The 26,206-nt window shown below is 28.3% G+C and carries 25 protein-coding genes; all 25 read left to right on the forward strand.

The features are described from left to right. Nucleotides 1-3: 3 nt before the first annotated feature. The 25 genes from purD (at nucleotide 4) to IC173_RS10445 (ending at nucleotide 26,199) form a co-directional block, all read left to right on the forward strand. Nucleotides 4-1,254 carry a phosphoribosylamine--glycine ligase gene (gene purD / locus IC173_RS10325; RefSeq protein WP_227483464.1) on the forward strand — a complete coding sequence of 417 codons (1,251 nt, stop codon included), beginning with the start codon at nucleotides 4-6 and terminating at the stop codon, nucleotides 1,252-1,254. Between the two features lie 24 nt (nucleotides 1,255-1,278). Then, complete coding sequence (locus tag IC173_RS10330; protein WP_227483463.1) at nucleotides 1,279-5,085, forward strand: phosphoribosylformylglycinamidine synthase; 3,807 nt, start codon at nucleotides 1,279-1,281, stop codon at nucleotides 5,083-5,085. Nucleotides 5,086-5,294: 209 nt separating this feature from the next. Further along, on the forward strand, nucleotides 5,295-6,167 hold the full coding sequence (gene rfbD / locus IC173_RS10335; protein WP_227483462.1) for a dTDP-4-dehydrorhamnose reductase: 873 nt from the start codon (nucleotides 5,295-5,297) through the stop codon (nucleotides 6,165-6,167). A gap of 108 nt (nucleotides 6,168-6,275) precedes the next feature. Continuing rightward, a complete protein-coding gene (rfbA, locus tag IC173_RS10340) occupies nucleotides 6,276-7,145 on the forward strand; it encodes a glucose-1-phosphate thymidylyltransferase RfbA (RefSeq protein ID WP_227434641.1) in 870 nt (289 codons plus the stop codon). A gap of 51 nt (nucleotides 7,146-7,196) precedes the next feature. Beyond that, the gene (rfbC, locus tag IC173_RS10345) at nucleotides 7,197-7,754 is read left to right on the forward strand and encodes a dTDP-4-dehydrorhamnose 3,5-epimerase (protein ID WP_227483461.1); all 558 of its coding nucleotides are present in this window, start codon (nucleotides 7,197-7,199) and stop codon (nucleotides 7,752-7,754) included. 35 nt (nucleotides 7,755-7,789) lie between these two features. Further along, entirely contained in the window at nucleotides 7,790-8,773 is a 984-nt protein-coding gene (gene rfbB / locus IC173_RS10350) for a dTDP-glucose 4,6-dehydratase (RefSeq protein WP_227483460.1), read from the forward strand. 38 nt (nucleotides 8,774-8,811) lie between these two features. Continuing rightward, nucleotides 8,812-9,480 carry a lytic transglycosylase domain-containing protein gene (locus IC173_RS10355; RefSeq protein WP_227434644.1) on the forward strand — a complete coding sequence of 223 codons (669 nt, stop codon included), beginning with the start codon at nucleotides 8,812-8,814 and terminating at the stop codon, nucleotides 9,478-9,480. An 8-nt stretch (nucleotides 9,481-9,488) separates the two neighbouring features. Beyond that, nucleotides 9,489-9,917 (forward strand): YaaR family protein, encoded by a 429-nt coding sequence (locus IC173_RS10360; protein WP_227434645.1) that lies wholly within the window; start codon nucleotides 9,489-9,491, stop codon nucleotides 9,915-9,917. 23 nt (nucleotides 9,918-9,940) lie between these two features. Beyond that, the gene (locus IC173_RS10365) at nucleotides 9,941-10,255 is read left to right on the forward strand and encodes a FliM/FliN family flagellar motor switch protein (RefSeq protein WP_227434646.1); all 315 of its coding nucleotides are present in this window, start codon (nucleotides 9,941-9,943) and stop codon (nucleotides 10,253-10,255) included. A 151-nt stretch (nucleotides 10,256-10,406) separates the two neighbouring features. Beyond that, a complete protein-coding gene (flgM, locus tag IC173_RS10370) occupies nucleotides 10,407-10,682 on the forward strand; it encodes a flagellar biosynthesis anti-sigma factor FlgM (RefSeq protein WP_227483459.1) in 276 nt (91 codons plus the stop codon). A gap of 4 nt (nucleotides 10,683-10,686) precedes the next feature. Beyond that, a complete protein-coding gene (locus tag IC173_RS10375) occupies nucleotides 10,687-11,103 on the forward strand; it encodes a flagellar protein FlgN (RefSeq protein WP_227483458.1) in 417 nt (138 codons plus the stop codon). Between the two features lie 17 nt (nucleotides 11,104-11,120). Further along, on the forward strand, nucleotides 11,121-12,431 hold the full coding sequence (gene flgK, locus IC173_RS10380) for a flagellar hook-associated protein FlgK (protein ID WP_227855503.1): 1,311 nt from the start codon (nucleotides 11,121-11,123) through the stop codon (nucleotides 12,429-12,431). Between the two features lie 18 nt (nucleotides 12,432-12,449). After that, nucleotides 12,450-13,382: a flagellar hook-associated protein FlgL gene (gene flgL, locus IC173_RS10385; protein WP_227434650.1), complete on the forward strand. Its 933-nt coding sequence runs from the start codon at nucleotides 12,450-12,452 to the stop codon at nucleotides 13,380-13,382. 15 nt (nucleotides 13,383-13,397) lie between these two features. After that, nucleotides 13,398-13,790: a flagellar assembly protein FliW gene (fliW, locus tag IC173_RS10390; RefSeq protein WP_227483456.1), complete on the forward strand. Its 393-nt coding sequence runs from the start codon at nucleotides 13,398-13,400 to the stop codon at nucleotides 13,788-13,790. Continuing rightward, a complete protein-coding gene (csrA, locus tag IC173_RS10395) occupies nucleotides 13,784-13,996 on the forward strand; it encodes a carbon storage regulator CsrA (RefSeq protein WP_095892764.1) in 213 nt (70 codons plus the stop codon). Before fliW ends, csrA begins: the two co-directional genes overlap by 7 nt. A gap of 21 nt (nucleotides 13,997-14,017) precedes the next feature. Continuing rightward, nucleotides 14,018-14,413 (forward strand): flagellar export chaperone FliS, encoded by a 396-nt coding sequence (fliS, locus tag IC173_RS10400; RefSeq protein WP_227434652.1) that lies wholly within the window; start codon nucleotides 14,018-14,020, stop codon nucleotides 14,411-14,413. Next, the gene (gene fliS, locus IC173_RS10405) at nucleotides 14,413-14,769 is read left to right on the forward strand and encodes a flagellar export chaperone FliS (protein WP_227483455.1); all 357 of its coding nucleotides are present in this window, start codon (nucleotides 14,413-14,415) and stop codon (nucleotides 14,767-14,769) included. Before fliS (IC173_RS10400) ends, fliS (IC173_RS10405) begins: the two co-directional genes overlap by 1 nt. Before the next feature lie 22 nt (nucleotides 14,770-14,791). Then, nucleotides 14,792-16,315, forward strand: coding sequence for a flagellar filament capping protein FliD (gene fliD / locus IC173_RS10410; protein ID WP_227483454.1), 1,524 nt, complete (start codon nucleotides 14,792-14,794; stop codon nucleotides 16,313-16,315). 2 nt (nucleotides 16,316-16,317) lie between these two features. After that, on the forward strand, nucleotides 16,318-16,653 hold the full coding sequence (locus IC173_RS10415; protein WP_227434655.1) for a flagellar protein FliT: 336 nt from the start codon (nucleotides 16,318-16,320) through the stop codon (nucleotides 16,651-16,653). Nucleotides 16,654-16,753: 100 nt separating this feature from the next. Then, nucleotides 16,754-17,626: a flagellin gene (locus IC173_RS10420; RefSeq protein WP_227434656.1), complete on the forward strand. Its 873-nt coding sequence runs from the start codon at nucleotides 16,754-16,756 to the stop codon at nucleotides 17,624-17,626. A gap of 91 nt (nucleotides 17,627-17,717) precedes the next feature. Then, nucleotides 17,718-19,859, forward strand: a complete 2,142-nt coding sequence (locus IC173_RS10425; protein ID WP_227483453.1) for a glycosyltransferase — start codon at nucleotides 17,718-17,720, stop codon at nucleotides 19,857-19,859. Between the two features lie 24 nt (nucleotides 19,860-19,883). Then, nucleotides 19,884-21,764 carry a bifunctional glycosyltransferase family 2 protein/class I SAM-dependent methyltransferase gene (locus IC173_RS10430; RefSeq protein ID WP_227483452.1) on the forward strand — a complete coding sequence of 627 codons (1,881 nt, stop codon included), beginning with the start codon at nucleotides 19,884-19,886 and terminating at the stop codon, nucleotides 21,762-21,764. Then, on the forward strand, nucleotides 21,757-23,874 hold the full coding sequence (locus IC173_RS10435; protein ID WP_227483451.1) for a glycosyltransferase family protein: 2,118 nt from the start codon (nucleotides 21,757-21,759) through the stop codon (nucleotides 23,872-23,874). Before IC173_RS10430 ends, IC173_RS10435 begins: the two co-directional genes overlap by 8 nt. Before the next feature lie 4 nt (nucleotides 23,875-23,878). Then, a complete protein-coding gene (locus IC173_RS10440; protein ID WP_227483450.1) occupies nucleotides 23,879-24,874 on the forward strand; it encodes a peptidoglycan bridge formation glycyltransferase FemA/FemB family protein in 996 nt (331 codons plus the stop codon). Between the two features lie 92 nt (nucleotides 24,875-24,966). Further along, complete coding sequence (locus IC173_RS10445) at nucleotides 24,967-26,199, forward strand: ATP-grasp domain-containing protein (RefSeq protein ID WP_227483449.1); 1,233 nt, start codon at nucleotides 24,967-24,969, stop codon at nucleotides 26,197-26,199. The last annotated feature ends 7 nt before the right edge of the window (nucleotides 26,200-26,206 follow it).

The following is a 26,206-nucleotide window of genomic DNA, read 5'->3' on the forward strand; positions in this document are numbered from 1 at the left end:
ATTATGAAGATATTGGTTGTAGGCGGTGGCGGAAGAGAACATGCTATATGCTGGAAATTAAGCAATGAAAAAAATGTAGAAAAAGTTTATTGTGCGCCAGGTAATGCAGGAATCGCAAATGTAGCAGAATGTGTAAATATAGGTGATACTGATGTAGAAGGGCTTTTAAAATTTGCCAAGGATAACAAAATAGGTCTAACAATAGTAGGTCCAGAAGTACCACTAGTTATGGGAATAGTAGATGAATTTGAAAAAGAAGGTTTAAGAGTATTTGGACCTAATAAAAAATGTGCTCAACTTGAAGGAAGTAAAGCTTTTTCAAAAGATTTTATGATAAAGCATAACATACCTACTGCAAAATATAAAGAATATACAAACTTAGAAGAAGCTATATCAGAAATAGATAGCTTTGGGTATCCAGTAGTAATAAAAGCGGACGGATTAGCTGCTGGAAAAGGTGTTGTAATACCTGAAAATAGAGAAGATGCTATAGCAACTTTAAAAGAAATGATGTCAGATAAGAAATTTGGAACTGCTGGAGATAAAATAGTAATTGAAGAATTTTTAAAAGGTATAGAAACTTCTATCTTGGCATTTGTAGACAATAATACAATAGTTCCTATGGCAAGTGCAAAAGACCATAAAAAGGTAAATAATTATGAACAAGGACCGAATACAGGTGGAATGGGAACTTTTTCACCTAGTGAAATCTATACAGAAGAATTAGCAAATAAAGTAAAAGAAACAGTACTAGAAAAAACATTAGAGGGATTCAAAAAAGATGGACTTAACTTTAAAGGTATTTTATTTGTTGGTCTTATGATAACTGATGATGGAGAGAAAGTACTTGAATATAATGTAAGATTTGGAGACCCTGAAACACAATCTGTTTTATTTAGATTAGAAACAGATTTACATGAAATAATGGAAGCTATACTTGACAATAAGTTAAAAGACATAGAAATAAATTATAGTGATGATGAAGCTGTATGTGTTATGCTTACATCAGGAGGGTATCCAGACAGTTATGAAAAAGGAAAAGTTATAACTGGTCTTGAAAATTTAGATGATGATATAGTAGTATTCCACAGTGGTACTAAGATGCTTGACGGCAATTTAGTTACTAATGGGGGAAGAGTAATTGGTATAACTACAAAATCAGCTACAGTTAAAGATGCAGCAGAAAAAGTTTATGAAAATATAAAAAAAATAAACTTTGAAGGAATGCATTATAGAACAGACATAGGTAGATAATTTTTCTAAAATGGAGGATAAGGTATGTTGAATACTGGAAATAAAGACTCAATGGTTAGAAGAGTACTAGTTGAAAAAAGAGAAGGTTTTGACCTTGAGGCTAAAGCTTTAAAAAAGGATTTAGTGGAAAGCTTGCACATAAGTAGTATAGAAGATTTAAGAATATTAAATAGATATGATGTAGAAGGAATATCAGAAGATGTTTATGAAAATGCAGCAAAGACAATCTTTTCTGAGCCAAATCTAGATGTAGTATACTATGAGGAAATACCAGAATTAAATGGAGAAAGAGTATTTGCAATAGAGTTCCTACCTGGTCAATATGACCAAAGGGGTGACTGGGCAGCTCAATGTGTCCAAATAGTAAATCAAGGTATAAGACCTGCCATTAATACAGCAAAGGTTTATATATTATCAGGTAAAATAACTGATGAAGAATTTAGCAAAATAAAGGATTACTGCATAAATCCAGTGGATAGTAGAGAAGCATCTTTAGAAAAACCAGAAACATTAAAAATGGAAACTGAGATACCAACAGCAGTTGAAATATTAGATGGATTTATAGATTTAAATGAAGACGGATTAAAATCATTTGTAAGTGACAAAGGATTAGCAATGACTTTAGGAGACTTACAACATGTTCAAAAATATTTCAAAGATACAGAAAAGAGAAACCCAACTATAACAGAAATAAAAGTTCTAGATACTTATTGGTCTGATCATTGTAGGCATACTACTTTTATGACTGAAATAGAAAATGTGAAAATAGAAGATGGTAAATTTAATGATATAGTAAAAGAAGCATATCAAATGTATCTTAACTCAAGAGACAATGTATATGTAAATAGACATAAAGATATATGCTTAATGGATATAGCTACAGTTGCAGTAAAAGAATTAAAGAAAAATGGTAAGTTAAATGATCTAGATGAAAGTGAAGAAATAAATGCATGTAGTATAAATGTGGATGTTGAAGTTGATGGAAAGATGGAAAAATATTTAGTAATGTTTAAAAATGAAACTCATAACCATCCAACTGAAATAGAGCCGTTTGGTGGAGCAGCTACTTGCCTAGGTGGAGCTATAAGAGACCCATTATCAGGAAGAAGTTATGTTTACCAAGCAATGCGTGTTACAGGAAGTGCTGACCCAAGAACAACTTTAGAGGACACTTTACCTGGAAAGCTTATGCAAAGAAAAATAACTACAGAAGCAGCTCATGGATATAGTTCATATGGGAACCAAATAGGTCTTACAACTGGACAAGTTGCAGAAGTATATGACGAAAACTTTGTTGCAAAAAGAATGGAAATAGGTGCAGTTATAGCAGCAGCACCAAAAGAAAATGTAGTAAGAGAAAGACCAGAAGCAGGAGATGTAATAGTTCTTCTTGGAGGAAAAACAGGAAGAGATGGTTGTGGAGGAGCAACTGGTTCATCTAAAGAGCATAGTGAAGAATCAATATTGACTTGTAGTGCAGAAGTTCAAAAAGGAGATGCTCCTAATGAAAGAAAAATACAAAGATTCTTTAGAAATAAAGAAGTTGCTCAAATGATAAAAAGATGTAATGACTTTGGAGCAGGTGGGGTTTGTGTTGCTATAGGTGAGATTGCTGATAGTTTGGACATAAACTTAGATTTAGTGCCTAAAAAATACGATGGGCTTGATGGAACTGAACTTTCAATTTCAGAATCACAAGAGCGTATGGCAGTAGCTATAAAAAAAGAAAATAAAGATAAATTTATACAATTAGCAGTAGAAGAAAACTTAGAAGCTACACATGTAGCTACAGTAACTGATACAGGATATTTAAGAATGTTCTGGAATGGAAAAGCAATTGTTGATATAAATAGAGAGTTTTTAGATACAAATGGAGTGAAACAAACTACTGATGTCCATGTTACTAAAGTAGATGAAGAAAACACATTCTTTAGCTCTAATGAAATAGTAAAAGATGTTAAGTGTGCAAGTATGAAAGATAAATTTACAAAAGTATTATCTGACCTTAATGTTTGTTCTCAAAAAGGATTAGTAGAGATGTTTGATAATACAATTGGTGGAAATACAGTACTTATGCCATTTGGTGGAAAGTATCAAGCTACTCCAACTCAAGGTATGGTTGCTAAGATACCAGTTCTTGGTGGAGAAACTAATACTTCTACAATAATGACTTATGGATATAATCCAAAAGTAGGGAAATGGAGTCCATTCCATGGAGCTTTATATGCAGTAGTAGAATCTGTATGTAAATTAGTTGCTATTGGAGGAAATTACAGTACAACAAGACTTACATTCCAAGAGTACTTTGAAAAACTTGGTAACAATCCAGAAAAATGGGGCAAACCATTCTCAGCACTTTTAGGAGCATTTTATGCACAAAGTAAGTTTGAAATACCTGCTATAGGTGGAAAAGACAGTATGTCTGGTACATTTAAAGATATTGAAGTTCCACCAACATTAGTTTCATTTGCTGTTGATACAGTAGATGCTAGAAAAGTAGTATCTCCAGAATTTAAAAAAGCAGATTCAAAAGTAGTAATGTTATGTGTAAATAAAGCAGAAAATAATGTTATAGACTTTGAAGAACTAAAGAAAAACTTAGATAAAGTAAGAGAACTTATACATGAAAATAAAGTTTTATCAACATATGCATTGGGATTTGCAGGTGTAGGTGAAGCAATAAGTAAAATGGCTTTTGGTAACAAAATAGGATTTAAGTTTAATGAAGAAGCTGAAAAAGTATATACAGATGATAAATTATTTGAAGCTAGTTATGGAGATATAGTACTTGAATTAGCAAATGATGATTTAAGCATGTTAGATGGATATAATTACATAGTGCTTGGAAGTACAGTTAAAGATGCTAGTATATTCATTAAAGGTGAAGAACTTTCATTAGATGAATTATATAAAGCACATTGTAGTACTTTAGAGCCTATATTCCCAACTAAAACAGAAGAAGTAAAATCAAAAATAGAGACTATAAGCTATATATCACAAGGAGAGGCTAAAAAATCATCATTAAGTATAGCTACTCCAAGAGTATTTATACCAGCATTCCCTGGAACAAACTGTGAATATGACTCTGCAAGAGCATTTGAAAGAGCAGGGGCTAATGCAAATATAAGAGTATTTAAGAATTTAACTTATAAAGACATAGAAGATTCTATAGATACAATAGTGAATGAAATAAAATCTTCTCAAATAATAATGTTACCAGGAGGATTTAGTGCTGGTGATGAGCCAGATGGTTCTGGTAAATTTATAGCTACTGTATTTAGAAACCCTAGAGTTCAAGAAGCTATAAATGAGTTTTTAACTCAAAAAGATGGTTTGATGTTAGGTATCTGTAATGGATTCCAAGTATTAATTAAGTTAGGTTTAGTTCCATATGGAGAAATAAGAGTTCCAAGTGAAAGTGCACCAACACTTACTTACAATAATATTGGACGTCATCAAGCTAAGATTGCTAGAACTAGAATTTCATCTAATAAATCTCCTTGGCTAGCTCAAACTAATGTTGGAGATATTCACAATATAGCTATTTCTCATGGAGAAGGTAAATTTGTTGCTAGTGAAGATGTTATGAGAGAATTAATTGCTAATGGACAAGTAGCAACTCAATATGTTAATTTTAATAATGAAGCTACTTATGATATTGAATTTAATCCAAATGGTTCATTCTATGCTGTTGAAGGTATAACTAGTGCTGATGGTAGAGTGTTTGGTAAAATGGGACATTCTGAGAGAATTGGTGAGGAAGTATTTAAGAATATCATAGGTGAGAAAGACCAAAAGATATTTGAATCTGGAGTTAAGTATTTTAGATAGGATTCTGGTAATTAATTGGTAATTAAAACATATGTTTTAAATATTTAGATTTAGAGAGATGTAATAATGTGATGATAATCATTTAATGTTACATCTCTTTTTCTATTTATATAAAAATAATATATATTCTACCTAAGTCAAAATATAAGCTATGTTATAATTAAGTATTAGGTAGATTTGAATATTTATTGAGGGGGTAAAAACAGTCAATGAAAATATTAATAACAGGGTCTAATGGTCAATTAGGGAGAGAATTGGTCAATCAATTAGAATCAATTAATCAAAGTATAAAACAAGTAAAATATGATATATTACCTACAACAAGAGATGATTTAGATATATCTAATCAAACTAATGTAGATAGTTTTATAACATATAATAAACCTGATGTAATTATAAACTGTGCAGCATATACAAAGGTCGATGCATGTGAAGACAATATAGAAACTTCATATAAAATAAATTCTTTAGGAGCTAGGAATTTAGCAATAGCATCAAAAAAAGTGAATGCTAAACTTGTCCACATATCAACTGATTATGTATTTAATGGTATTTCTAAATATCCATATAAAGAAGATAATAAAACTGAACCTAATTCTGTTTATGGAAAAAGTAAACTTATGGGAGAAAAATTTGTGGAACAATTCTCACATAAGTACTTTATACTGAGAACAGCATGGCTATATGGTGATGGAAATAATTTTGTAAAGACTATGATAAAATTTTCTAAAGAAAATAAAGAAGTTAATGTCGTTGATGACCAGTTTGGGAGTCCAACAAGTACAGTAGACTTAGCAAAGGTTATAATAAATATTATGGAAACAGAGAATTATGGAGTTTATCATGCCACATGTGAAGGTGAGTGTAGTTGGTATGATTTTGCTAAAAAGATATTTGAGTTAAAAAATATAGATATAAAAGTAAATCCAATTAAAAGTAAAGATTTTAAGAGTAAAACTCAAAGACCACAATATTCTGTACTTGATAATTTTATGCTGAAATTAATTGGATTAAATTCATTTAGAAAATGGGAAGAGTCTATAGAAGAGTATTTAAAAGAATATGATATCATTAGAAGGTAAATATTCTATTTATAAAAAATAAAATAAGATATTACGTAAAATATAAATATTTCTTTTATTTATCCGATAATCATTATATGACAAAGTAAATTTAAGGATGGAATAAATATGAAAGGAATTATTTTAGCAGGAGGGTCTGGAACAAGACTATATCCTATAACAAAATGTATATCAAAACAAACACTTCCAATATATGATAAGCCAATGATATATTATCCAATGTCAGTTCTTATGTTGGCAGGGATACAAGAAATACTTATAATATCTACACCAAGAGATATAATAGCTTTTGAGGAACTATTTGGAGATGGAAGTTCATTGGGACTTAAAATAGCATATGCAATTCAGGAAAAACCAAATGGGATTGCAGAAGCATTTATAATAGGAGAAGAATTTATAGGAAGTGATAGTGTTTCTCTTGTATTAGGTGATAACATATTTTATGGGTATGGATTTAGCGAAAGATTAGAGAATGCAGTTAAAAGAACTGGAGCAACCATATTCGGATATCATGTTAGTAATCCAAATGCGTTTGGTGTTGTGGAATTTGATGAAGAGTTTAATGTTTTATCAATAGAAGAAAAACCTAAAATACCTAAATCTAATTATGCTATACCAGGGTTATACTTTTATGACAATGATGTTGTAGAAATAGCAAAGATTGTTGAACCATCAGATAGAGGGGAACTAGAAATAACTTCAATAAATAATGAATATCTAAAACGAGGAAAACTAAAAGTAGAACTTTTAGGAAGAGGTATGGCTTGGTTGGATACTGGTACACATAAGGGGCTATTAGATGCTTCTAATTATGTTGAAGTAGTTCAGACAAGACAGGGATTGTATATAGCATGTTTAGAAGAGATTGCATATACAAAGGGATATATAAGTAGAGAGAAGTTAATTGAACTAGCTAGACCACTGATAAAAACTGAGTATGGCCAGTATCTATTAAAACTAGCCAATGAAGATATGTAATATGAAATAAAATTTATCATAAATTTTATTTCAATAAAGGAGTTTATTGTAATGGTAAAATTCAATTTTATAAAGACAAAAATAGAAGGGCTATATATAGTCGAACCAAATGTGTTTTATGATAATAGAGGATATTTTTTTGAGAGTTATAATAAAAAAGATTTTATGGAGTTTGGACTTGATATGTGTTTTGTTCAAGATAATGAATCTAGCTCAAGGAAAGGCGTATTAAGGGGAATGCATTTTCAAAATAGATATCCTCAAGGAAAATTAGTTAGAGTTACAGAGGGAGAAGTTTTCGATGTTGCAGTTGACTTAAGGAAAGATTCACAAACATTTGGAGAGTGGGAAGGAGTAATACTGTCTGATAAAAATAAAAAGCAATTTTATATTCCAGAAGGATTTGCACATGGATTTTTAGTTTTATCAGAAAAAGCTGTATTTAGTTATAAGTGTACAAATTATTATTATCCAGAATTTGATAGTGGTTTTATGTGGAATGATAAGCAAGTATCGATTGATTGGCCTTTAGAAGGAATTGAAGAAATATTCTTATCAGTAAAGGACAAAAAACAAAAAAGTTTTAAAGATATCTGTATAGAACGTTAATAAAATTTATTAGAATTAATATTTAGGAGAAAAATATGAAAAAAATACTGATAACAGGAGGAGCAGGATTTATTGGGAGTAATTTTGTACATTATATGCTTAATAAGTATCTAAATTATTCTATTGTTAATCTAGATTTATTGACTTATGCTGGTAATTTGGAAACATTAAAAGAAGTACAAGATAAGCCCAATTATAAATTTGTTAGAGGAGATATTTCAGATAGAGAGCATGTCTATAAATTATTTGAAGAGGAAAAGTTTGATATAGTTGTTAACTTTGCGGCAGAATCTCATGTAGATAGGTCAGTTGAAAATCCACAATTATTTATACAAACAAATATTATAGGAACACAAGTACTTTTAGATGCATGTAGAACATATGGGATAAAAAGATATCATCAGGTTTCTACAGATGAAGTCTATGGTGATTTACCAATTGATAGAAGGGATTTATTCTTTACAGAGAAATCAGCTATTAATCCAAGTTCCCCTTATTCAGCGTCTAAAACAGCAGCAGATTTATTGGTTAACTCTTACTATAGGACATATGGACTTCCAACAACTATATCTAGATGTTCAAATAATTATGGGCCATATCATTTTCCTGAAAAATTGATACCGCTTATGATTTTAAATGCTTTTGAAGACAAACAATTGCCAGTGTATGGAAATGGAGAAAATATAAGAGACTGGTTACATGTATACGACCATTGTACTGCTGTAGATTTAATAATACATAAAGGAAAAATTGGTGAGGTTTATAATATAGGTGGTCATAATGAAAGAAGTAATATAGAAGTAGTAAAAATTATATTAAATATTTTAGGTAAATCTGAGGATTTAATATCCTATGTAAATGATAGACCTGGTCATGACTTAAGATATGCTATCGACCCATCTAAAATAGAGAATGAGTTAGGTTGGAAGGCAAAATATGATTTTGATTCAGGTATAAAAGAAACAGTTAAATGGTATATAGAGCATGAATATTGGTGGAAATCTGTTCTATCAGTTTAATTTTGAAGTTTATAAAATTTAGAAAGGGGAGTTTTATATTGAATGAGATAAGTTCATTAATTAATATATTGGCATTAACTCAATTATCTGGTAGCAACACTACAAATCAGTGTAACTGTACATATAATAATTCATCTGGATTTGACATGGTTATGATGACATTGTTAAAAGCATTGTCACAAAATAATCAACAGACTTCTAATGGATATAATTTATTGTCTAATTCTGAAAATTTATTTAACGAGCTTGATAATGCAGTAAATAATACATCTAGTAGGTTTATAGATGTTGATACAAAAGATAAAAATTTAAAGTCAAGAATTGAAAGTGCTGTAGAGCAAGCATCAAAAAAATATAATGTGGATGCGAACCTTATAAAAGCAATAATTAAAGTTGAATCAGATTTTAATCCAAATACTGTATCTTCTGCTGGTGCGAAGGGTCTTATGCAACTTATGCCGGAAAATTGCAAAGATTTGGGTGTTACAGACCCTTTTAATATAGAACAGAATATAGATGCTGGAACTAGACACATTAAGGAATACATTGATATGTTTGGAGGGAGCATAGAAATGGGATTGATGGCATATAATGGTGGTCCTGGAAGGATGAAAAGCAGAGGGGTAGAATCAATTTCTGACCTGTATAAAATGCCAAAAGAAACACAAAATTATATTCCTAAGGTTATGAAATATTATAGAGGGTAGGCTTTATTATGGGTATAAATATAGATAAGCTAAACATAAGTCCAAGTAGAAATATAGAGGTTAAAAAACTAAAAGAGAATAATAAATTTTCTGATAACTTAAACTCTGTAAAACAATCTTCTTCAATGGAAGATATAAAACGAAATCTGGAAAGTGTAAAAAAGGCGGGGGAAAGGCTTGTACTTACTCAAAACTATGGTGATATTAGTATATACAAAAATGCAGTAAAAGAATACCTAAAATCTGTTGTAGATAATATGTATTCACTTGATAAAAATAGCAGTTTTTGGGAGCATCAATACTATAAGAATGTAAAGATTGTTGATGATAAACTTGAGGATATGACTAGTAAATTACTTAGTGAAGAAAAAGAAAACATAGATATTGTTTCTACTGTTGATATGATACAAGGCTTGTTGATAGATATGTATAGATAAGGTTATACAAGGAGAAAAGTTTTATGAATAGCAAAAAAGAGGATATATATGAATTGAATTTTGGGCAACTAATAGAAGAAAAGACTGGCGTTATAGAAGAAAATCAAAATGTTTTTAATGCAAAAGTAAATGTAGCTGTTTCTATAGGAAATACAACAGAAACAATAAAAAACATATTAGAATTAAAAGAAGGTTCTATAATAAAACTAAATAAGAATGTGGATGAAAAATTAGATATATATGCAAATGATAGATTGTTTGCTTATGGAGAAAGCATTATTACAAATGAGAAATTATCTGTAAGATTATCTAAAATAGAAGATTCAGATATAAATTAGCATTTTAAATAGTATCCCTTTAAGCTGTTCTGTATGAATTTAGCTAAGGGGATATTTTTATAAAAAATTTAAAATATGTTTGAATCATATAAATGTTTTTATTTTTTGAGCGATAACTAAATTATAAGTATGTAATTTTGGAGGTGAAAATATGGATATTAAAAATGTAAGTTCAAATATTGTAATAAATAATTATTTAAAGAATACATCAGGTGTAAAAAAAGTGGAAGAAGTTCAAAAAACTAGTAAAACAGACAAGATAGAGCTATCTAAAGTTGCAAAGGAAATGGCAAGTGTATCAAATATGAGTGATGAGACTATTAGAAATAAAAAAATCGATGAAATAAAAAATGCATTGGAAAATGGAACTTACAAAATAAAACCAGAAGAAATTGCGAAAAAAATGATAGAGGATATGCGAGGATAAAGTCATGATTACAGACTTAAAAGTTATAATATATGAAGAAAAAAAGATACTTAGTAATATGATGGAATTATTAAAAGAGCAATTTGACTATATAGTTGCAAAAGATATAGAAAATTTAAATAGGTTAAATCCTAAATTAGAAGATATTAGTAGGGAACTTGCATCTATAGAGATAAAGAGAAGACAACTTTTTAATGAAGATATTTCAATGAGTGAAGTTGTTGAAAATAGTAATGATGAATATCTAAAAGAAATATATACAGATTTAAAGCATATTATTGTTTTAGCTAAAAATCAACAAGAATCAAATGATTCTCTCATAAAGAAAGAACTGATTTTTACGAAAAAAATGATTAATTTTATAAAACCAGTTGATAAACAAACTACAACTTATAATTCTTATGGAGATATTAGAAAATAAATGTTGGGAGGAGAAATATGGCAGGATTATTTTCCATTTTAAATACAGCTAATTCAGGAATGAATGCGCATCAAAAAGCAATACAGACAATTTCTCATAATATAAGTAATCTAGATACAGAAGGTTATTCTAGGCAAAGGACAGAATTTGCAACAAATAGTCCAATGTATATGCCTAGCTTGAACAATGCAATTGGAAGAGGTCAATTAGGTACAGGTGTACATGTAACAAATGTAACAAGGGCTAGAAATAGTTTTTATGATTATCAATTTAGAGCAGAAGCACATAAATATGGTAATACAGTTTCAAAGTATGACTATTATAATACTATAGAAACTATAATAAATGAACCATCAGACTATGGAATATCTGCAGGTATAGACGACCTTTTTAAAGGATGGGAATCATTAGCAAAGGATATAAATAGTGATAGTAAAAAAAGTCTAGTGGTAGAAAATGCATCAAATCTGGCAACTTTAATAAGTGAAAGTTATAAGAAGCTTAATAAGTTAAAGGGAGATATAGATGATAATATAAACTCTGAAATAAAACAAATAAATGACATGTTAAAAAGTCTTGAAGATTTGAATAAATCTATTGATGTTATATCTGGTTCTGGCTCTACTCCAAATGATTTGCTTGATGAAAGAGATAGAATATTAGATTCCTTAAGTTTTAAACTAGACCTTGAAAATGGTGATGTTAAAAATATGCTTGCAGATGGTAAATTAGAACTTAATGAATTAAAAAATGTAGATGGAACTTGGAAAACAGGTGTATCAGGAACTTTACAAGGCTTGTTTGAAATGCATGGTAAAATTGATACATATAAAAGCGATTTAAAAGATGTATCTGATGGATTAGCTAAACAGATAAATGATGTTTATAATACATCTGCTGGAATAACAGTAACAGATTTTTTTATAACTTCAAATGTAGATGGTGAAGATATCATAAAGGTAAATCCAGCTATAAAGAGTAATCCAAATGAATTAAAGCTTACTGCTGATGAGGCTTCAAAGATTGCTAAGCTAAAGGATGAAAAAATAGATATTGGGGTAGTTGGTGGAAAAGTAAGTACGATAAGTGACCACTATAAAGCTTTTGCAGAATCAATAGGTTTAGATTCTAAAAAAGTGAATCAAGATGAAGTGAATCAACGTAAAATTATAAATAATATTGATAGTTCACGAATGAGTGTTTCAGGTGTATCTTTAGATGAAGAAATGACAGAGCTTATAAAAGTACAACGTTCCTATCAAGCTAGTGCAAAAGTTATGTCAACAGCTGTGCAACTGTTGGATGTTGTAATAAATGGAATAATTTAATAGAAGGGGGAACTTATAATGAGAGTTAGTACAGGTATGATGTCTAGCAGTTATCTAAACTCGCTACAAGATAATCTACAAAGATTAGATAAGGTTAATAGACAAGTTAATACAACAAAAGAAATAAACAAACTATCCGATAATCCATATAAAGCAATAAAAATATTGAACTCAAAAAGTGAAATAAAAACTATGGAGACTTATGTTGAGAATTGTAAAGATACAGGAGATTGGTTAGAAACTACTGATACTGCATTAGATCAGCTTGGAAAATTATTATCAGATATAAAGAAAACTTTGGTGGCAAGTGGTGATGGTGCATATTCAGATGATGAACTAAAGACTCTTAGTAATGAAACTAATGAAAAAATGAAAGAAATTGCAAATGCTTTAAATGCAACACATGAAGGAAAGTACATATTTTCAGGTTCAAATACAGGTGTACCACCTGTTGAATGTATAGATAATGCTGACGGTTCAGTGAGTTTAAAGTTTAATTCTAGTCTAAATCTTAATAAATTAAATGACTCTTTGAGTATGGATATAGCTCAAGGGATAAGTGTAGATTATAACGTTAAATTGAGTAGTCTTGGATTTGACCCAACACAGGCTGACCCCTTTAAAGAGTTAAATAATATATCAAAAAAATTAGCAAATCCAGATGCGGATGCTATAAAAGAGCTGACAACAACTTGTTTAGGTGACATGGAACAACTAATAGAAAATACAGTGAATGTTAGGTCTATATATGGTACAAAAGCAAATACAGTAGAGGCTATGAAGGAAAAAAATAATGATAGTTTGATACAGTTAAAGGATATTCTGTCACAAAATGAAGAAATAGATTATGGAGAAAAACTTGTTCAATTAAAGGCAGCAGAATTAACTTATCAAGCTTCACTACAAACAGGAGGAAAGTTATTTAATGTATCTATATTAGATTACATATAGTAAAATAACGCAGATATGATGAAGGTTACATTAAAAAAAGGGATACTAGGATTTGAAAATTTAAGAGAATACAAGCTTTTAGATATAGAAGATAATGATATTTTAAAAGAGTTTAATTCTACTGAGGAAGATTGTATCGGATTTATTGTTGTATCCCCATTTGAAATTATTAAAGAATATGAGATAGTCCTAAATCAGGATACAATTGAAAAACTAGAAGTGAAATCTCCAAATGATATTATGTTATTGAACATAATCACTCTTGGACAGACGCTTGAAGAATCAACTGTGAACATGAAAGCTCCTATAGTAATAAATGTAAGAAATAATTTTGGAATGCAAATAATTTTACAGGATGAGAAATATTCAATAAGGCATCCATTACTGAGAGGTGATGGTGGATGCTAGTCATTTCAAGGAAAAAAGATGAAGCAGTACTTATAGGAGAGAACATAGAGGTCAAAGTTGTAGGAGTAGATGGAAATAATGTCAAACTAGCCATATCAGCTCCTAACAATATAAATATACTAAGAAAAGAAATATATGAGAAAGTAAAGAGTGAAAATATAAAGGCTACAAATAAAAATATAAAAATTTTAAAATCATTAAAATAAAATTCTTGGAGGAAGTAATATATGTATGGAGAAAACCCTTATAGTTCTTATAAGCAAAATGCTGTTTTTATGGCATCAAAGGAACAATTGTTGCTTATGCTTGTTGATGGGGCAGTAAAATATACAAAAATAGCCAGAGGAGCTATTGTAGATAAAAATACACAAAGAGCACATAGAGAGCTTATAAGAGTACAGGATATATTTACAGAATTAATGGTTACATTGGACCAAAATGCAGGACAATGGGCAAAAGATATGTACAAAGTTTATGATTTTGTAAGATATGAACTTTCAAGAGCCAATATTAGAAAAGACATTCAGATAATAGATAATGTGTTACCTGTAATAGAGCAAATTAAAGATACATGGCATGAAGCTGATAAAAAAAGCAAAGAAGAAAGAAGTAGGTATAAATAATGAATTTAAATTTAGATAAACTAAATGAGTTATCAAAAGAAGAACTACTATTAATGCTTGTAGATGCTACAGTAGAATATACTAATATATCAAGAGTAGCACTTTTAAATAAGGATTATTTGAAAGCACATAGTGAACTTGTGAGAGTTCAAAATATATTTACAGAATTAATGACTACATTAGACCAAAATGCAGGACAATGGGCAGAAGATATGTATAAGGTTTATGAGTTTATAAAAGCTGAATTAATAAGAGCTGATGTAAATAAGGAGATTAAAATAATTGATGAGATATTGCCAATAGTAGAACAGATTAGAGATACATGGCATGAAGTTTATAGTAAATTAGAAGTATAATTATGGATGGGGGGATAAATATATGTCAAGTATAAGTCCTATAAGAGTTACAGGCCTTTCAGGAAATTTTGATATGGAAGGTATAATAGAAGCTAGTATGACAAGAGATAAGGAAAAAGTTGATAAAGCGAAACAGGATCAACAAATAGTTAAATGGAAACAAGAAATATATAGAAATATTATACAGGAATCAAAGGATCTTTATGATAAGTATTTAAGTATAGAATCTCCTAACAGTATAGTAAGTAAAAATGCATACTCTGCTACAAGAATAACTAGCTCTGATGAAAGTATTATAGTAGCAAAAGGGTCAGCTGGTGCAGAGAAAATAAATTATCAATTTGCAGTTTCTCAAATGGCTGAACCAGCAAAAGTGACTATTAAATTAAACTCAAGTGACCCTATTGTTCAACAATTCCCACCAAATGCTAGTGGAGCTAGTTCTTTAACTATAGGTGGTGTAAATGTACCAATATCTGAACAAGATACTACAAGTACTATTGTAAGTAAGATAAATTCACTTTGTGCAGATAGCGATATAAAGGCTTCTTATAGCGAGATGACAGGTGAATTGATTATTTCGAGAAAACAGACTGGTTCGTCATCAGAGCTTGATTTAAAAGTAACTGGAAATGATAATTTAGCTCAGCAAATTGCTACTGATAATGGTATTACATTTGGAACTGATACTAGTGGAAGTAAATTTGCAGTGGTACATGGAAAAAATCTAGAAGCTGATGTAACTGATGAACAAGGAAGAGTAACACATATAAGTAAAGAACAGAACTCATTTAAAATAGATAATATTGATTACAATGTAAATTCAAAAGGAAATGCTAAACTAGTTTCTGTTACTGATACTGAAGAAGCTACTAAAAATATGAAGGCATTTGTAGATGACTATAATAAGTTGATGGATAAGGTTTATGGACTAGTTACTACTAAAAAGCCAAAAGATTATCCACCTCTTACAGATGACCAAAAAGAAGATATGACAACTGAAGAAATAGAAAAATGGGAAAAAAAGGCTAAAGAAGGTATACTTAGAAACGATGATGAATTAAGAGCTTTTGTTGAAGAGATTCAATCTGCATTTTTTGGAGATGGGAAAAATATTTCTGTATTAAGTAAATTAGGTATCAATGAACATGAGAATTATAATAAAAAAGGTCAAATATCATTTAATGCAGATGCTTTTTCAAAAGCGCTTATAGATGATAGTGACAAGGTGTACAAAACTTTAGCTGGATATTCTTCAAATTATGATGATAAGGGAATGTTTGAAAAACTGAAAGATATCGTATATGATTATTCAGGAAGTTCATTTTCTAAATTTGTTAAAAAATCAGGTATAGAAAAGACTTCTTCTGCCAGTGAAAATGTGTATTCAAAACAAATTGCAGAGCAAGAAAAAAATATAAACAGACTAGTTGAAAAAATGAATGATAAAGAGAAAAGACTTTATGCTAAATATTCAGCTTTGGAGTCTTTATTAAATCAATATTCTTCCCAAATGAACTATTTCTCACAAGCACAAGGTAATTAGTTATGGATAAATTAGAAGAAAAAATAAACTTATATAAAGATATATCTTTACAAATTATAACCTTGATTGAAAAAGAGGAGTATAAAAATATAAGTAATAGATTAAATGAGAGACAAAATATTATAAATAGTATAAGTGAAGTGGATAAAAATGACTTTATACAGTTTTATAATGATATGGAATTAATTGAAATTGATGATAGAATAAGAAATTCTTTACAAGAACAATTGTCAGAAGTAAAAAAAGAGTTACATGAGTACAAGCTTACTAAACAAGTAAACACAATGTATTATAGCTTAAATAGAGAAAAAGTAAATATTTTTAATAAAAAAGTATAAAGTTATAGGTTAACTTGTCCGATGATATAATTGAAGAATTAATATAAAGGTTAAAAGTAGAAATGACAAGGATGTCAACTATACTAAGGAGGGTAAAATAATGAGAGTTAATACAAATGTAAGTGCTTTGGTAGCAAATAATCAAATGGGAAGAAACGTAAATGCGCAAAGTAAGTCTATGGAGAAGTTATCTTCTGGGGTTAGAATAAAGAGAGCTGCTGATGATGCTGCTGGACTTGCAATATCTGAGAAAATGAGAGCTCAAATAAAAGGTTTAGACCAAGCAGGAAGAAACGTTCAAGATGGTATATCTGTTGTACAAACAGCAGAGGGTGCATTAGAAGAGACTGGAAACATACTACAAAGAATGAGAACTTTATCAGTACAATCTTCAAATGAAACTAATAATGCTGAAGAAAGAGAAAAAATAGCTAATGAGTTATCACAACTAAAAGATGAAGTTGAAAGAATATCAAGTTCAACAGAGTTTAATGGTAAGAAACTACTTGATGGAAGTTCTACAGAGGTAAGATTACAAGTTGGAGCTAACTATGGAACAAATGTTGCAGGTACATCTTATAATAACAATGAAATAAAAGTTGCACTAGTAAACACTGCAAGTATAATGAGTTCAGCTGGAATAACTAGTTCTACAATAGCAAGTATGAATGTAGATGGAACTTCAGGAACTGAGGCAGCTAAACAAATGGTATCTAGCTTAGATGCAGCTCTTAAAGAATTAAATACATCAAGAGCAAAATTAGGGGCACAACAAAATAGACTAGAGTCAACTCAAACTAACTTGAGTAATACTTTAGAAAATGTTACAGCTGCTGAATCAAGAATAAGAGATACAGATGTAGCTTCAGAAATGGTTAACTTATCTAAAATGAATATATTAGTTCAAGCATCACAATCAATGCTTGCTCAAGCTAATCAACAGCCACAAGGAGTTTTACAATTATTAGGATAAAATAATTTTGTATATTGGATAGAGAAGAAGAGTAGGGCTTTGCTTTACTCTTTTCTTTTTTAGAAAATATAGCTTTGAAAGGAAAATATATATGTTACTTAGTATAGTCATGATTGTCAAAAATGAAGAGAAGATACTTGAAAAAACTTTAAAATCATTAACCACATTAAGAAAATCTATAGACAGTGAACTTATAATAGTCGATACAGGTTCTACAGATGACACTATAAAAATATCTAGAAAATACACAGAGAAGGTATATGTTCATAATTGGAATAATGATTTTTCTAGTATGAGAAACATATCAATATCATATGCCAAGGGTGAATGGCTACTTATATTAGATGCAGATGAAATACTAATTGATTCTTCAACTATTGTAAGATTTTTTAAAGATGGACTTGATAAAAAATTTAATTCTGCATCTATACAATTAAAAAATCTTTATTCATATGATAAAAAATCATATGGATATTGTTCAGTACTTAGACTTTTCAAGAATGTTGATTTTAAATACCATGGGAAAGTTCATGAACAACCAATGTACAAAAATCCTATATTTAATAATATTGCTGACTTTGAACATTATGGATATTTGTTTGAAGATGAAGAAATAAGGTTAAATAAAGTAAAAAGAAATGAAAAATTATTGTTTGAAGAGTTAAAAGAGGATGAGAGATCTCCATATATAAATTACCAATTAGGGAAAAATTTTATTATATTAGGAAAATATCAAGAGGCTTTAGATTATCTTGAGAAGTCTTATGAATTATACTCTAAACTAGAATCGGCACCTGGTTACTTGATAACAAGCCTTGTAAAAACATATTTATACTTAGGAAAACATAAGAAGTGTGAAAAATTATGTTTAAAGTATATCAAGAAAGATATGAATAATATTGATATATATTATTATGTTGCACGAGCACAAGTTGATTTAGGTAAATACGAGAATAGTATAGATTCGTATAAAAGATATCTTTATTTATTGGATAATTATGAAATAAGTACACAAGCAAATAGCTTATTTTCAGATACTGATACTGTAGGGCTTAGAGATGAGGCTATTATTACATTGATAAAGGTCTATTATAAGCTTGAAAAATATGATTTAGTGATTTCAGAATATGATAATATTGAAGATATAGAAAAAAAGAAAAATGTGTATTTTAGCTTATTTATGTCCTTATATAAATTGAATAGATTTGAAGATATAAAAAACTATTATAAGGAAATTCCAAATTCTAAAGTTGAAAGAAATAGTTTTTATAGAAATATAGAAGAATTTATAAATAATATAAAAGATGATGAAAAAGAGGCTGTATATAAAAGCTTTTGTGATATTGAAGGTAATTATGGACTTTTAAATCAGATAAGAACAAATAAACATGTATCTGTAGATACATGCAAAGAAATACTAAATGAAGAGAAAGAAATAATTTATGCATGTATTATAAAAATAGCTTTTGAAGAAAAAATTGATTTACTAGATATTTTTTATGATATGGAATATGTTTGGATAGAGAAATATCTAAAATATCTTTTAGCATTGGAAAGAAGTTTTAATTTAGAATTATATAAGTACATAATTAGTCGTCCAAACACATCAGAAATAGAAAAGATAAGAGTATATAAAGTTATATCGAAAGTAGTTTTAGAAAATATTAGTTTAAGTGATGAAAAGTATAAGGATATTTTTTATCTTTATATAATGTACTCTTATAAATACATAAAATACATATATAGTAATCTAAGTGATTTTGAATTAATAAAGTTTGTGTGTAATGATTTAGATAAATTTACTATAGAATTTAAGAATCTACTTGATACTAAGAACAAAATAAATGATGCTAATGAAAAATTAGAATATATAAATACTATGAGGAAATTATTAAATGAATATCCTTTTTATAACAAAATAATAAAAATACTTATAAATGAATTAGAAGAAAATACAAAAGAAAGTCAAGAATTTAAAGAATTAAAAGATAGATTTATTATTAGTATAGAAAATATGATTGAAAATGGCAAAATAAATGATGCAAAATTATTGGTAGAAGACTATTCAAAAACATTTGTAGATGATGTCAAAATTTTAAATATAAAAGGGATTTTATATATGTTTGAAAATAAACTTGAGAAAGCTGATTTTATGTTAAAAAAGGCGTTATCATTAGATGTAGAAAATGAGGATACTATATATAATATAGAATACCTAAAAAGTTTAAAATAAATTTAAAAATAGGAGACTTAGAGAATGAGCATACCAATAACCGTTAATGAAGAATCTAAAAATATAATAAAAGATTGGCAATATACGTTTGCAAATGAAGATATAAAATTTACCAGTATAATAATATTGACATATAATCAAATAGAATATACCAAATTATGCATTGAAAGTATTAGAAAATTTACGCCAAAAAATAAATATGAAATAATAATAATTGATAATAACTCTTCAGATGAAACAGTGGATTGGCTAAAGGAACAATCAGATATAAAATTTGTATATAATAATAAAAACTTAGGGTTTCCAAAAGGGTGCAACCAAGGTATTGAGTTAGCTAAGGGTGAAAACATATTATTATTAAATAATGATGTAATAGTTACTCCTAATTGGCTTTATAATTTGAATAAAGCTTTATGGTCACAAGATAATATAGGAGCTGTGGGTCCAATAACAAATGCATGCTCATATTATCAACAAATTGATGTGGATTACAAATCAATTGAGGATATGTTTATATTTGCACAAAAAATAAATAAATCTAACATCAATTCATGGAAATATAGAGTTAAATTAGTTGGTTTCTGTATGTTAATAAAGAAATCTGTAGTAGATAATGTAGGTGTTTTAGATGAGCTATTTACACCTGGAAATTTTGAAGATGATGATTTATCTTTTAGAATGTTAGAAGAAGGATACAAATTATTATTATGCCAGGATACTTTTATACACCATTTTGGAAGTGTATCTTTTAAAGAAAATCGTAATAAATACACAGATATAATGGATATTAATAGAAGAAAATTTGAGACTAAATGGGGCTTTAATCCAGAATACAGTGGAATGATACGAACTGACTTAATTTCTGAAATAGATTGTAATGTAGAGAAAAATATCAATGTTTTAGAAATAGGTTGTGGTGTAGGAGCTACTCTTTTAGAAATAAAAAATATATATAAAAATTCATCCATATATGGAATAGAAATAAGTGAATCAGCAGGTAAATTAGCAAAAAACACTGGAGAGGTACTGATAGCAGACATAGAAAAAGTACAATTAGATTATAATAAAAATTTCTTCGATTATATAATATTGGGAGATGTACTTGAACATTTAGTTAATCCATGGAAGATAGTCAATGACCTAAAGAGATATCTAAAGAAGGATGGTCATTTGATATCAAGTATACCAAATATTATGCATGTGTCCGTTTTAAGAAACCTTGTGCAAGGTAATTTTACATATACTGATTCAGGAATTTTGGATAGGACTCACTTAAGATTTTTTACATTAAATGAGATAATAAGAATGTTTAATGATAGTAATTACATAATAGATAGTATTAGTGCTACTAGAATGAGGCTTTCAGAGGATGACAATAGATTCATCGATACAATGTGTAAAGAAAGCCATAAAGATATGAGAGAACAATATGAGTGTTATCAATATATAGTAAAAGCTTCTAACTGTGTAGATACTAGAAGATATTCTAGCGTTAGTATGGTTAATTTAAAATATGCTTTAATGAGAATTGATAATGAGTTAGATGTGGATGATAATTTAAGTTATATATTTGATAATTATAATATAACTGAACAATGTTTTATTGATGATATTGAATATTTAGTTGATATGTTTTCAATAAATAAGACAACTATACTAAATAGATTGGGTGCTGAGGCATTTAATAGAGGTCTGGGTGATTTTAGCATAAGTATGTTTATGATGGCTTTAAATATAGATAGAGATAACATTGACACAATATACAATATAACTACTGTATTGTGTGATTTAAAAGAATTTGAAATTGCTTATGACTTAATTAAGAATAGTAGTGAGAAAGTACAGAGTGAAAGTGATATACAAGATATACTTTATTTTATTGAAGGAAGAAAGAAATATGAATAATGAAAAGATATGTTTTATAACCTGTGTAAATGATGAAAGACTTTATGAGGAATGTCTTGTATATATAAATAGTCTAGATATTCCAAAAGATTTTAGTATAGAAACAATTGCTTTGAGAGGAGCTAATTCAATTTCATCTGCTTATAATAAAGCTATGAGAGAAGTAGATGCTAAATATAAGGTATATTTACATCAAGATACATTTATAATTAATAAAAACTTTATATATGATATTTTAGATATATTTAATAAAAATATTGATGTAGGAATGATTGGTGTAGCTGGAGTGAAAGACATACCTGTAAGTGGAGTTTGGTGGGATTCTAATAATAAAGTGGGGAAAGTATATGATAGTCATACAGGTAGAATAGATATTTATGAATTTAATAGCTTTGAAGGAGATTTTGATACAGTCATGGCTATAGATGGATTAATTATGATTACTCAGTATGATATATTATGGAGAGAAGATAAATTTGATGGATGGCATTTTTATGATTTGTCACAAAGTATGGAATTCAATCAAAATAACTACAAGGTTATTATACCAAAACAAGATAAACCTTGGTGCATGCATGACTCTGGGATAGCAAATATAAGTAATGGCTATGATGAATATAGGATAGAATTTGTAAAAGAGTACATAGAAATTGATTTGCATAGAGAAAATTTTTATGAATTTGATAAGAATAAAGCAAGTACCATACTTAAGAATAATAAGTATGTAGTGGATTGTATGAAAGATGAACTTGAGAGAGAATTAAAATTAAAGAATTATAGAACTGTTTTAGACATTGTTTCTAAAGTTGCTCGTTTTTCTGTTTTTAATCATACTGGTTTGTATTCTTGTGAAAAATGTGAAAAGGCATTATTAGAATGTGCCAATAATTTACCAAAAGTAAATAATATAAAATTATTTAAGAAAAAAGATTTCAAAAGAAAGAGAGTATTACATGTTTTAAGTGAAGTATACTCAACAGGTGGTCATACAAAAGTAGTTAAAAATTGGATCAATAGTGATAAAGATTCTGTTCATTCAATTGTAACTACATGGCAATCAAAGACATTGCCAGATTGGTTATTAAAATCAGTAAATGATAGTGGTGGTGAAATTATATCTTTGGATTCAATTTCAGATGACTATTTAGAAAGGGCTGTGGCTTTAAGAACAATAGCTTACGATTGGGCTGATATAGTTATTTTATATATTCATATGTGGGACACAATACCTGTTCTAGCTTTTGGAATTGATGGGAAAATACCTATTTTATATGTTAACCATTATGATAGTGCTTTTTGGCTAGGTGCAAGTATTGCGGATGTTGTTATTGATTTTAGTGAAGTTAGTCAATTAGTTACATTGAATAAAAGAGGCATAGAGAAGTCTGAAATATTACCAATTCCACTAAAAGAAAAAGAATTGTTTTCAAAATCTGAAATTAGAAAGCAGTATGATTTGGATGATGATGTAACAATAATTTTAACTATTGCTAGTGAAAGAAAGTATAATAGTGTAAATGATATTAATTATTTTAAAATTGCTAAAATGATAATCGAAAATACGGATGACACGATTATTATTGTTGTAGGAGTTGATACAAACAATATCTATTGGAAAACATTAAATAGTGTTACAAATCATAGAGTTTTATGCTTTGGAACTATGAAAGAGATAGATGATTTTTATAAAATCTCAGATATATATCTAGAATCTTTTATGGTGGGAAGTCATATTTCAAAATTAGATGCAATTTTATATGATTTAATTCCTGTTAAATTCAAAAACGAAGTTTCACCAATTTTTACAAATATGTGGGATTTTATAGATAAGTTTGATTATAATAATATCAAAGAGGTTATAGATATGATAAAAAGATATAACACTAATGAATTTGATAGGAATGAGCTAAAAGAAAAACAATCAGAAATAAAACATTTTGTTGTAGATAAACACTGTGTTGAAATAAAAAGTTATATAGACAAAATATATAATGAAGCTAATTATCATAAGGTTAAGTATAATTTACATAAAAATTATGAAATTGAAAACTATCAATTATTTGTAGCCTTATATGGTCATATAGTAGAAAATAAAACGAGTTATAGGTGATAAAATGTACAATATCTGTATCAAACAATTTGAAAATTTTTTTCAGGAGGATTGGGATTATTTTGTAGAAAATAAATCTATAAATGGGACATTCCTTCAAACTCGAAATTTCATTAATTATCATAAAGAAGACAAATTTTCTGACCATTCACTAATGATATATAAAGGTAAAGAGATAATAGCAGTTGTACCTGCATGTGAAGTTTATGAAAATGATGAAAAAATATTTTTTTCTCATTTAGGTAGCACCTTTGGTGGTATTTTAATAGGTCATGATTTCAATGATATAAAGCATGTAAAAGCTATTACAAGTACAGTAGAATTATATTTAGAAGAAGAAAATTTTAATAAAGTATTTCTAAAAAATGCATCGAGAATATTTTGGAAAGAGGATGCTTCATTGTTAGAGTATTTTCTATTTAAGAATGGTTATATGTTTTATGATGAATTAAGTATGTTTTTAGAAGTAAATAAGTATAAAGAAGATATATTAAGTAACTTTAGTTATAGTAAAAGAAGAGATTTTAAATATTCTTTAAAGAACAATCTTATTTTTAAGAGAGTGTATGATGATAAAGATGTAATCTCTTTTTTTGAATTATTATCTAACTGTTTAGATAGAAAAGGGGCTAAATTGATACATTCAATAGAAGAACTATTGGACTTTAAAAATAATAGATTAAAAGACATTGTAGAATTTTATGCAGTATATATTGGTGATATTATGATTTGTGGGAGTATGGTATTTAACTTTCAAGGAAGAGTTTACCATACTCAATACTTAGCATCAAATTCAGCATATAATAAATATTATCCAATGATATTTTTAAACTATAATCTGATTAAAAATGCCTCAGATAGAAACTTTAAATATTTTTCATTTGGAATTAGTACTCTAAATAGAGGAAAATATTTAGATGAAGGTTTGGCTATATTTAAAGAAGGTTTTGGTTCAAGTGCTGTTTGCAATAGGACATATTATAAAAATATAAATAAGTAATACTTATACTTTATAGAATTTCTTGATTGTAGTAAATCTATAGTATTTTAACTTTTACAGAAAAATAATTAACTTATAAAGAAGGTTTGTATATGAAAAGATTAATGATTTTAGGCTCAATTAAGTATTTTGAGAATATTGTTATGTCAGCTAAAAAAGAAGGAATATACACAATTGTTTGTGATAATAGAATTGATACTCCTGCAAAAAAAGTTTGTGATGAAGCAATAGATGTTGATGTATTTGATTTTGATAAAATAAAAAATATAGCCATAGATAAAAAGATAGATGGAATTTTGACTGGATTTACAGATTCTTTAATGAAGCCATATGTTTATATTGCAAATGAATTAAATTTACCATGTGTGATTTCTTGCAATCAACTTGAGTCTGTAACTAATAAGGCTGTTATGAAAAAATATTTTAAAAACAATGGAATACCTACAACTGATTATTGTATTCTTGAAAGTTTAAAAGATTTAGAAAAAATACAAGGGTTAAATTTTCCGCTTGTAATAAAACCTGTTGATGGTTATGGTTCAAGAGGTGTATATTTTGTATCAAATATAGAGGAATTAATAGAAAAATTTAAATATTCTAGGAAAATTTCACAATATGGAAAAGTAATAATTGAGGAATTTTATGAAAGTGAGGAAATACAAGGACTAGCTTGGATCCATAATGGAGAGTCACATGTATTTTATATCGGAGATAGAGAACTTGTAAATATACATGTAGGGAGAGCTGGAAAGCCAGACAGATTACTATATCCATCAAAGTATTGTTTTCAGTATGAAGAAGAAATAAAATCGATATATCAAAAGATAACAGAGGCTTTTAATATAAAGAATGGACCTCTTTATGTTCAGATGTTAGTGGGGGAAGATGGAATAAAGGTATCTGAAGTTATGCCAAGATTACCTGGAGGATGTGATTATTTAGCAATTTCACAGATAACAGATTTAGATATAGGAAGGCTATTTGCAAATTTTAGTGTGAATAATGACATCGATTTTAATGAAATAAAAAAATATAATATGCATTTATCAAAGTGTGCATACGCATTACCAATATACATAAGGCCTGGAACAATAAAGACGATAAATAATATAGATAAAATAGAAAAATTAGATTATGTAACTCAATTTCTATTACTAGTAAAAGACGGAGATACAATAGGATTATATGAGGATGAGAGACAGGATTGTGGAAGGATTTATGGAATAGCAAATAATATATTTGATGCAAATATAAAGAAGAAATATATTCATGAAATGATAGAAATACTTGATGAGAATAATGAGAATATGATAGAAAATTTTTAAATAAGGG

Source organism: Clostridioides sp. ES-S-0048-02 (genome assembly GCF_020658495.1).
Lineage (GTDB): Bacteria > Bacillota > Clostridia > Peptostreptococcales > Peptostreptococcaceae > Clostridioides.

Coding starts and splice junctions, on each gene's coding strand:
- IC173_RS10435 (WP_227483451.1), top strand. CDS start 21,757: ATGAATAATGAAAAGATATGTTTTATAACCTGTGTAAATGATGAAAGA.
- IC173_RS10420 (WP_227434656.1), top strand. CDS start 16,754: ATGAGAGTTAATACAAATGTAAGTGCTTTGGTAGCAAATAATCAAATG.
- IC173_RS10330 (WP_227483463.1), top strand. CDS start 1,279: ATGTTGAATACTGGAAATAAAGACTCAATGGTTAGAAGAGTACTAGTT.
- flgM (WP_227483459.1), top strand. CDS start 10,407: ATGGATATTAAAAATGTAAGTTCAAATATTGTAATAAATAATTATTTA.
- fliD (WP_227483454.1), top strand. CDS start 14,792: ATGTCAAGTATAAGTCCTATAAGAGTTACAGGCCTTTCAGGAAATTTT.
- IC173_RS10415 (WP_227434655.1), top strand. CDS start 16,318: ATGGATAAATTAGAAGAAAAAATAAACTTATATAAAGATATATCTTTA.
- IC173_RS10360 (WP_227434645.1), top strand. CDS start 9,489: ATGGGTATAAATATAGATAAGCTAAACATAAGTCCAAGTAGAAATATA.
- rfbA (WP_227434641.1), top strand. CDS start 6,276: ATGAAAGGAATTATTTTAGCAGGAGGGTCTGGAACAAGACTATATCCT.
- IC173_RS10375 (WP_227483458.1), top strand. CDS start 10,687: ATGATTACAGACTTAAAAGTTATAATATATGAAGAAAAAAAGATACTT.
- IC173_RS10425 (WP_227483453.1), top strand. CDS start 17,718: ATGTTACTTAGTATAGTCATGATTGTCAAAAATGAAGAGAAGATACTT.
- rfbC (WP_227483461.1), top strand. CDS start 7,197: ATGGTAAAATTCAATTTTATAAAGACAAAAATAGAAGGGCTATATATA.
- rfbD (WP_227483462.1), top strand. CDS start 5,295: ATGAAAATATTAATAACAGGGTCTAATGGTCAATTAGGGAGAGAATTG.
- fliS (WP_227483455.1), top strand. CDS start 14,413: ATGAATTTAAATTTAGATAAACTAAATGAGTTATCAAAAGAAGAACTA.
- flgK (WP_227855503.1), top strand. CDS start 11,121: ATGGCAGGATTATTTTCCATTTTAAATACAGCTAATTCAGGAATGAAT.
- IC173_RS10445 (WP_227483449.1), top strand. CDS start 24,967: ATGAAAAGATTAATGATTTTAGGCTCAATTAAGTATTTTGAGAATATT.
- IC173_RS10430 (WP_227483452.1), top strand. CDS start 19,884: ATGAGCATACCAATAACCGTTAATGAAGAATCTAAAAATATAATAAAA.
- fliW (WP_227483456.1), top strand. CDS start 13,398: ATGATGAAGGTTACATTAAAAAAAGGGATACTAGGATTTGAAAATTTA.
- IC173_RS10365 (WP_227434646.1), top strand. CDS start 9,941: ATGAATAGCAAAAAAGAGGATATATATGAATTGAATTTTGGGCAACTA.
- purD (WP_227483464.1), top strand. CDS start 4: ATGAAGATATTGGTTGTAGGCGGTGGCGGAAGAGAACATGCTATATGC.
- fliS (WP_227434652.1), top strand. CDS start 14,018: ATGTATGGAGAAAACCCTTATAGTTCTTATAAGCAAAATGCTGTTTTT.
- csrA (WP_095892764.1), top strand. CDS start 13,784: ATGCTAGTCATTTCAAGGAAAAAAGATGAAGCAGTACTTATAGGAGAG.
- IC173_RS10440 (WP_227483450.1), top strand. CDS start 23,879: ATGTACAATATCTGTATCAAACAATTTGAAAATTTTTTTCAGGAGGAT.
- rfbB (WP_227483460.1), top strand. CDS start 7,790: ATGAAAAAAATACTGATAACAGGAGGAGCAGGATTTATTGGGAGTAAT.
- flgL (WP_227434650.1), top strand. CDS start 12,450: ATGAGAGTTAGTACAGGTATGATGTCTAGCAGTTATCTAAACTCGCTA.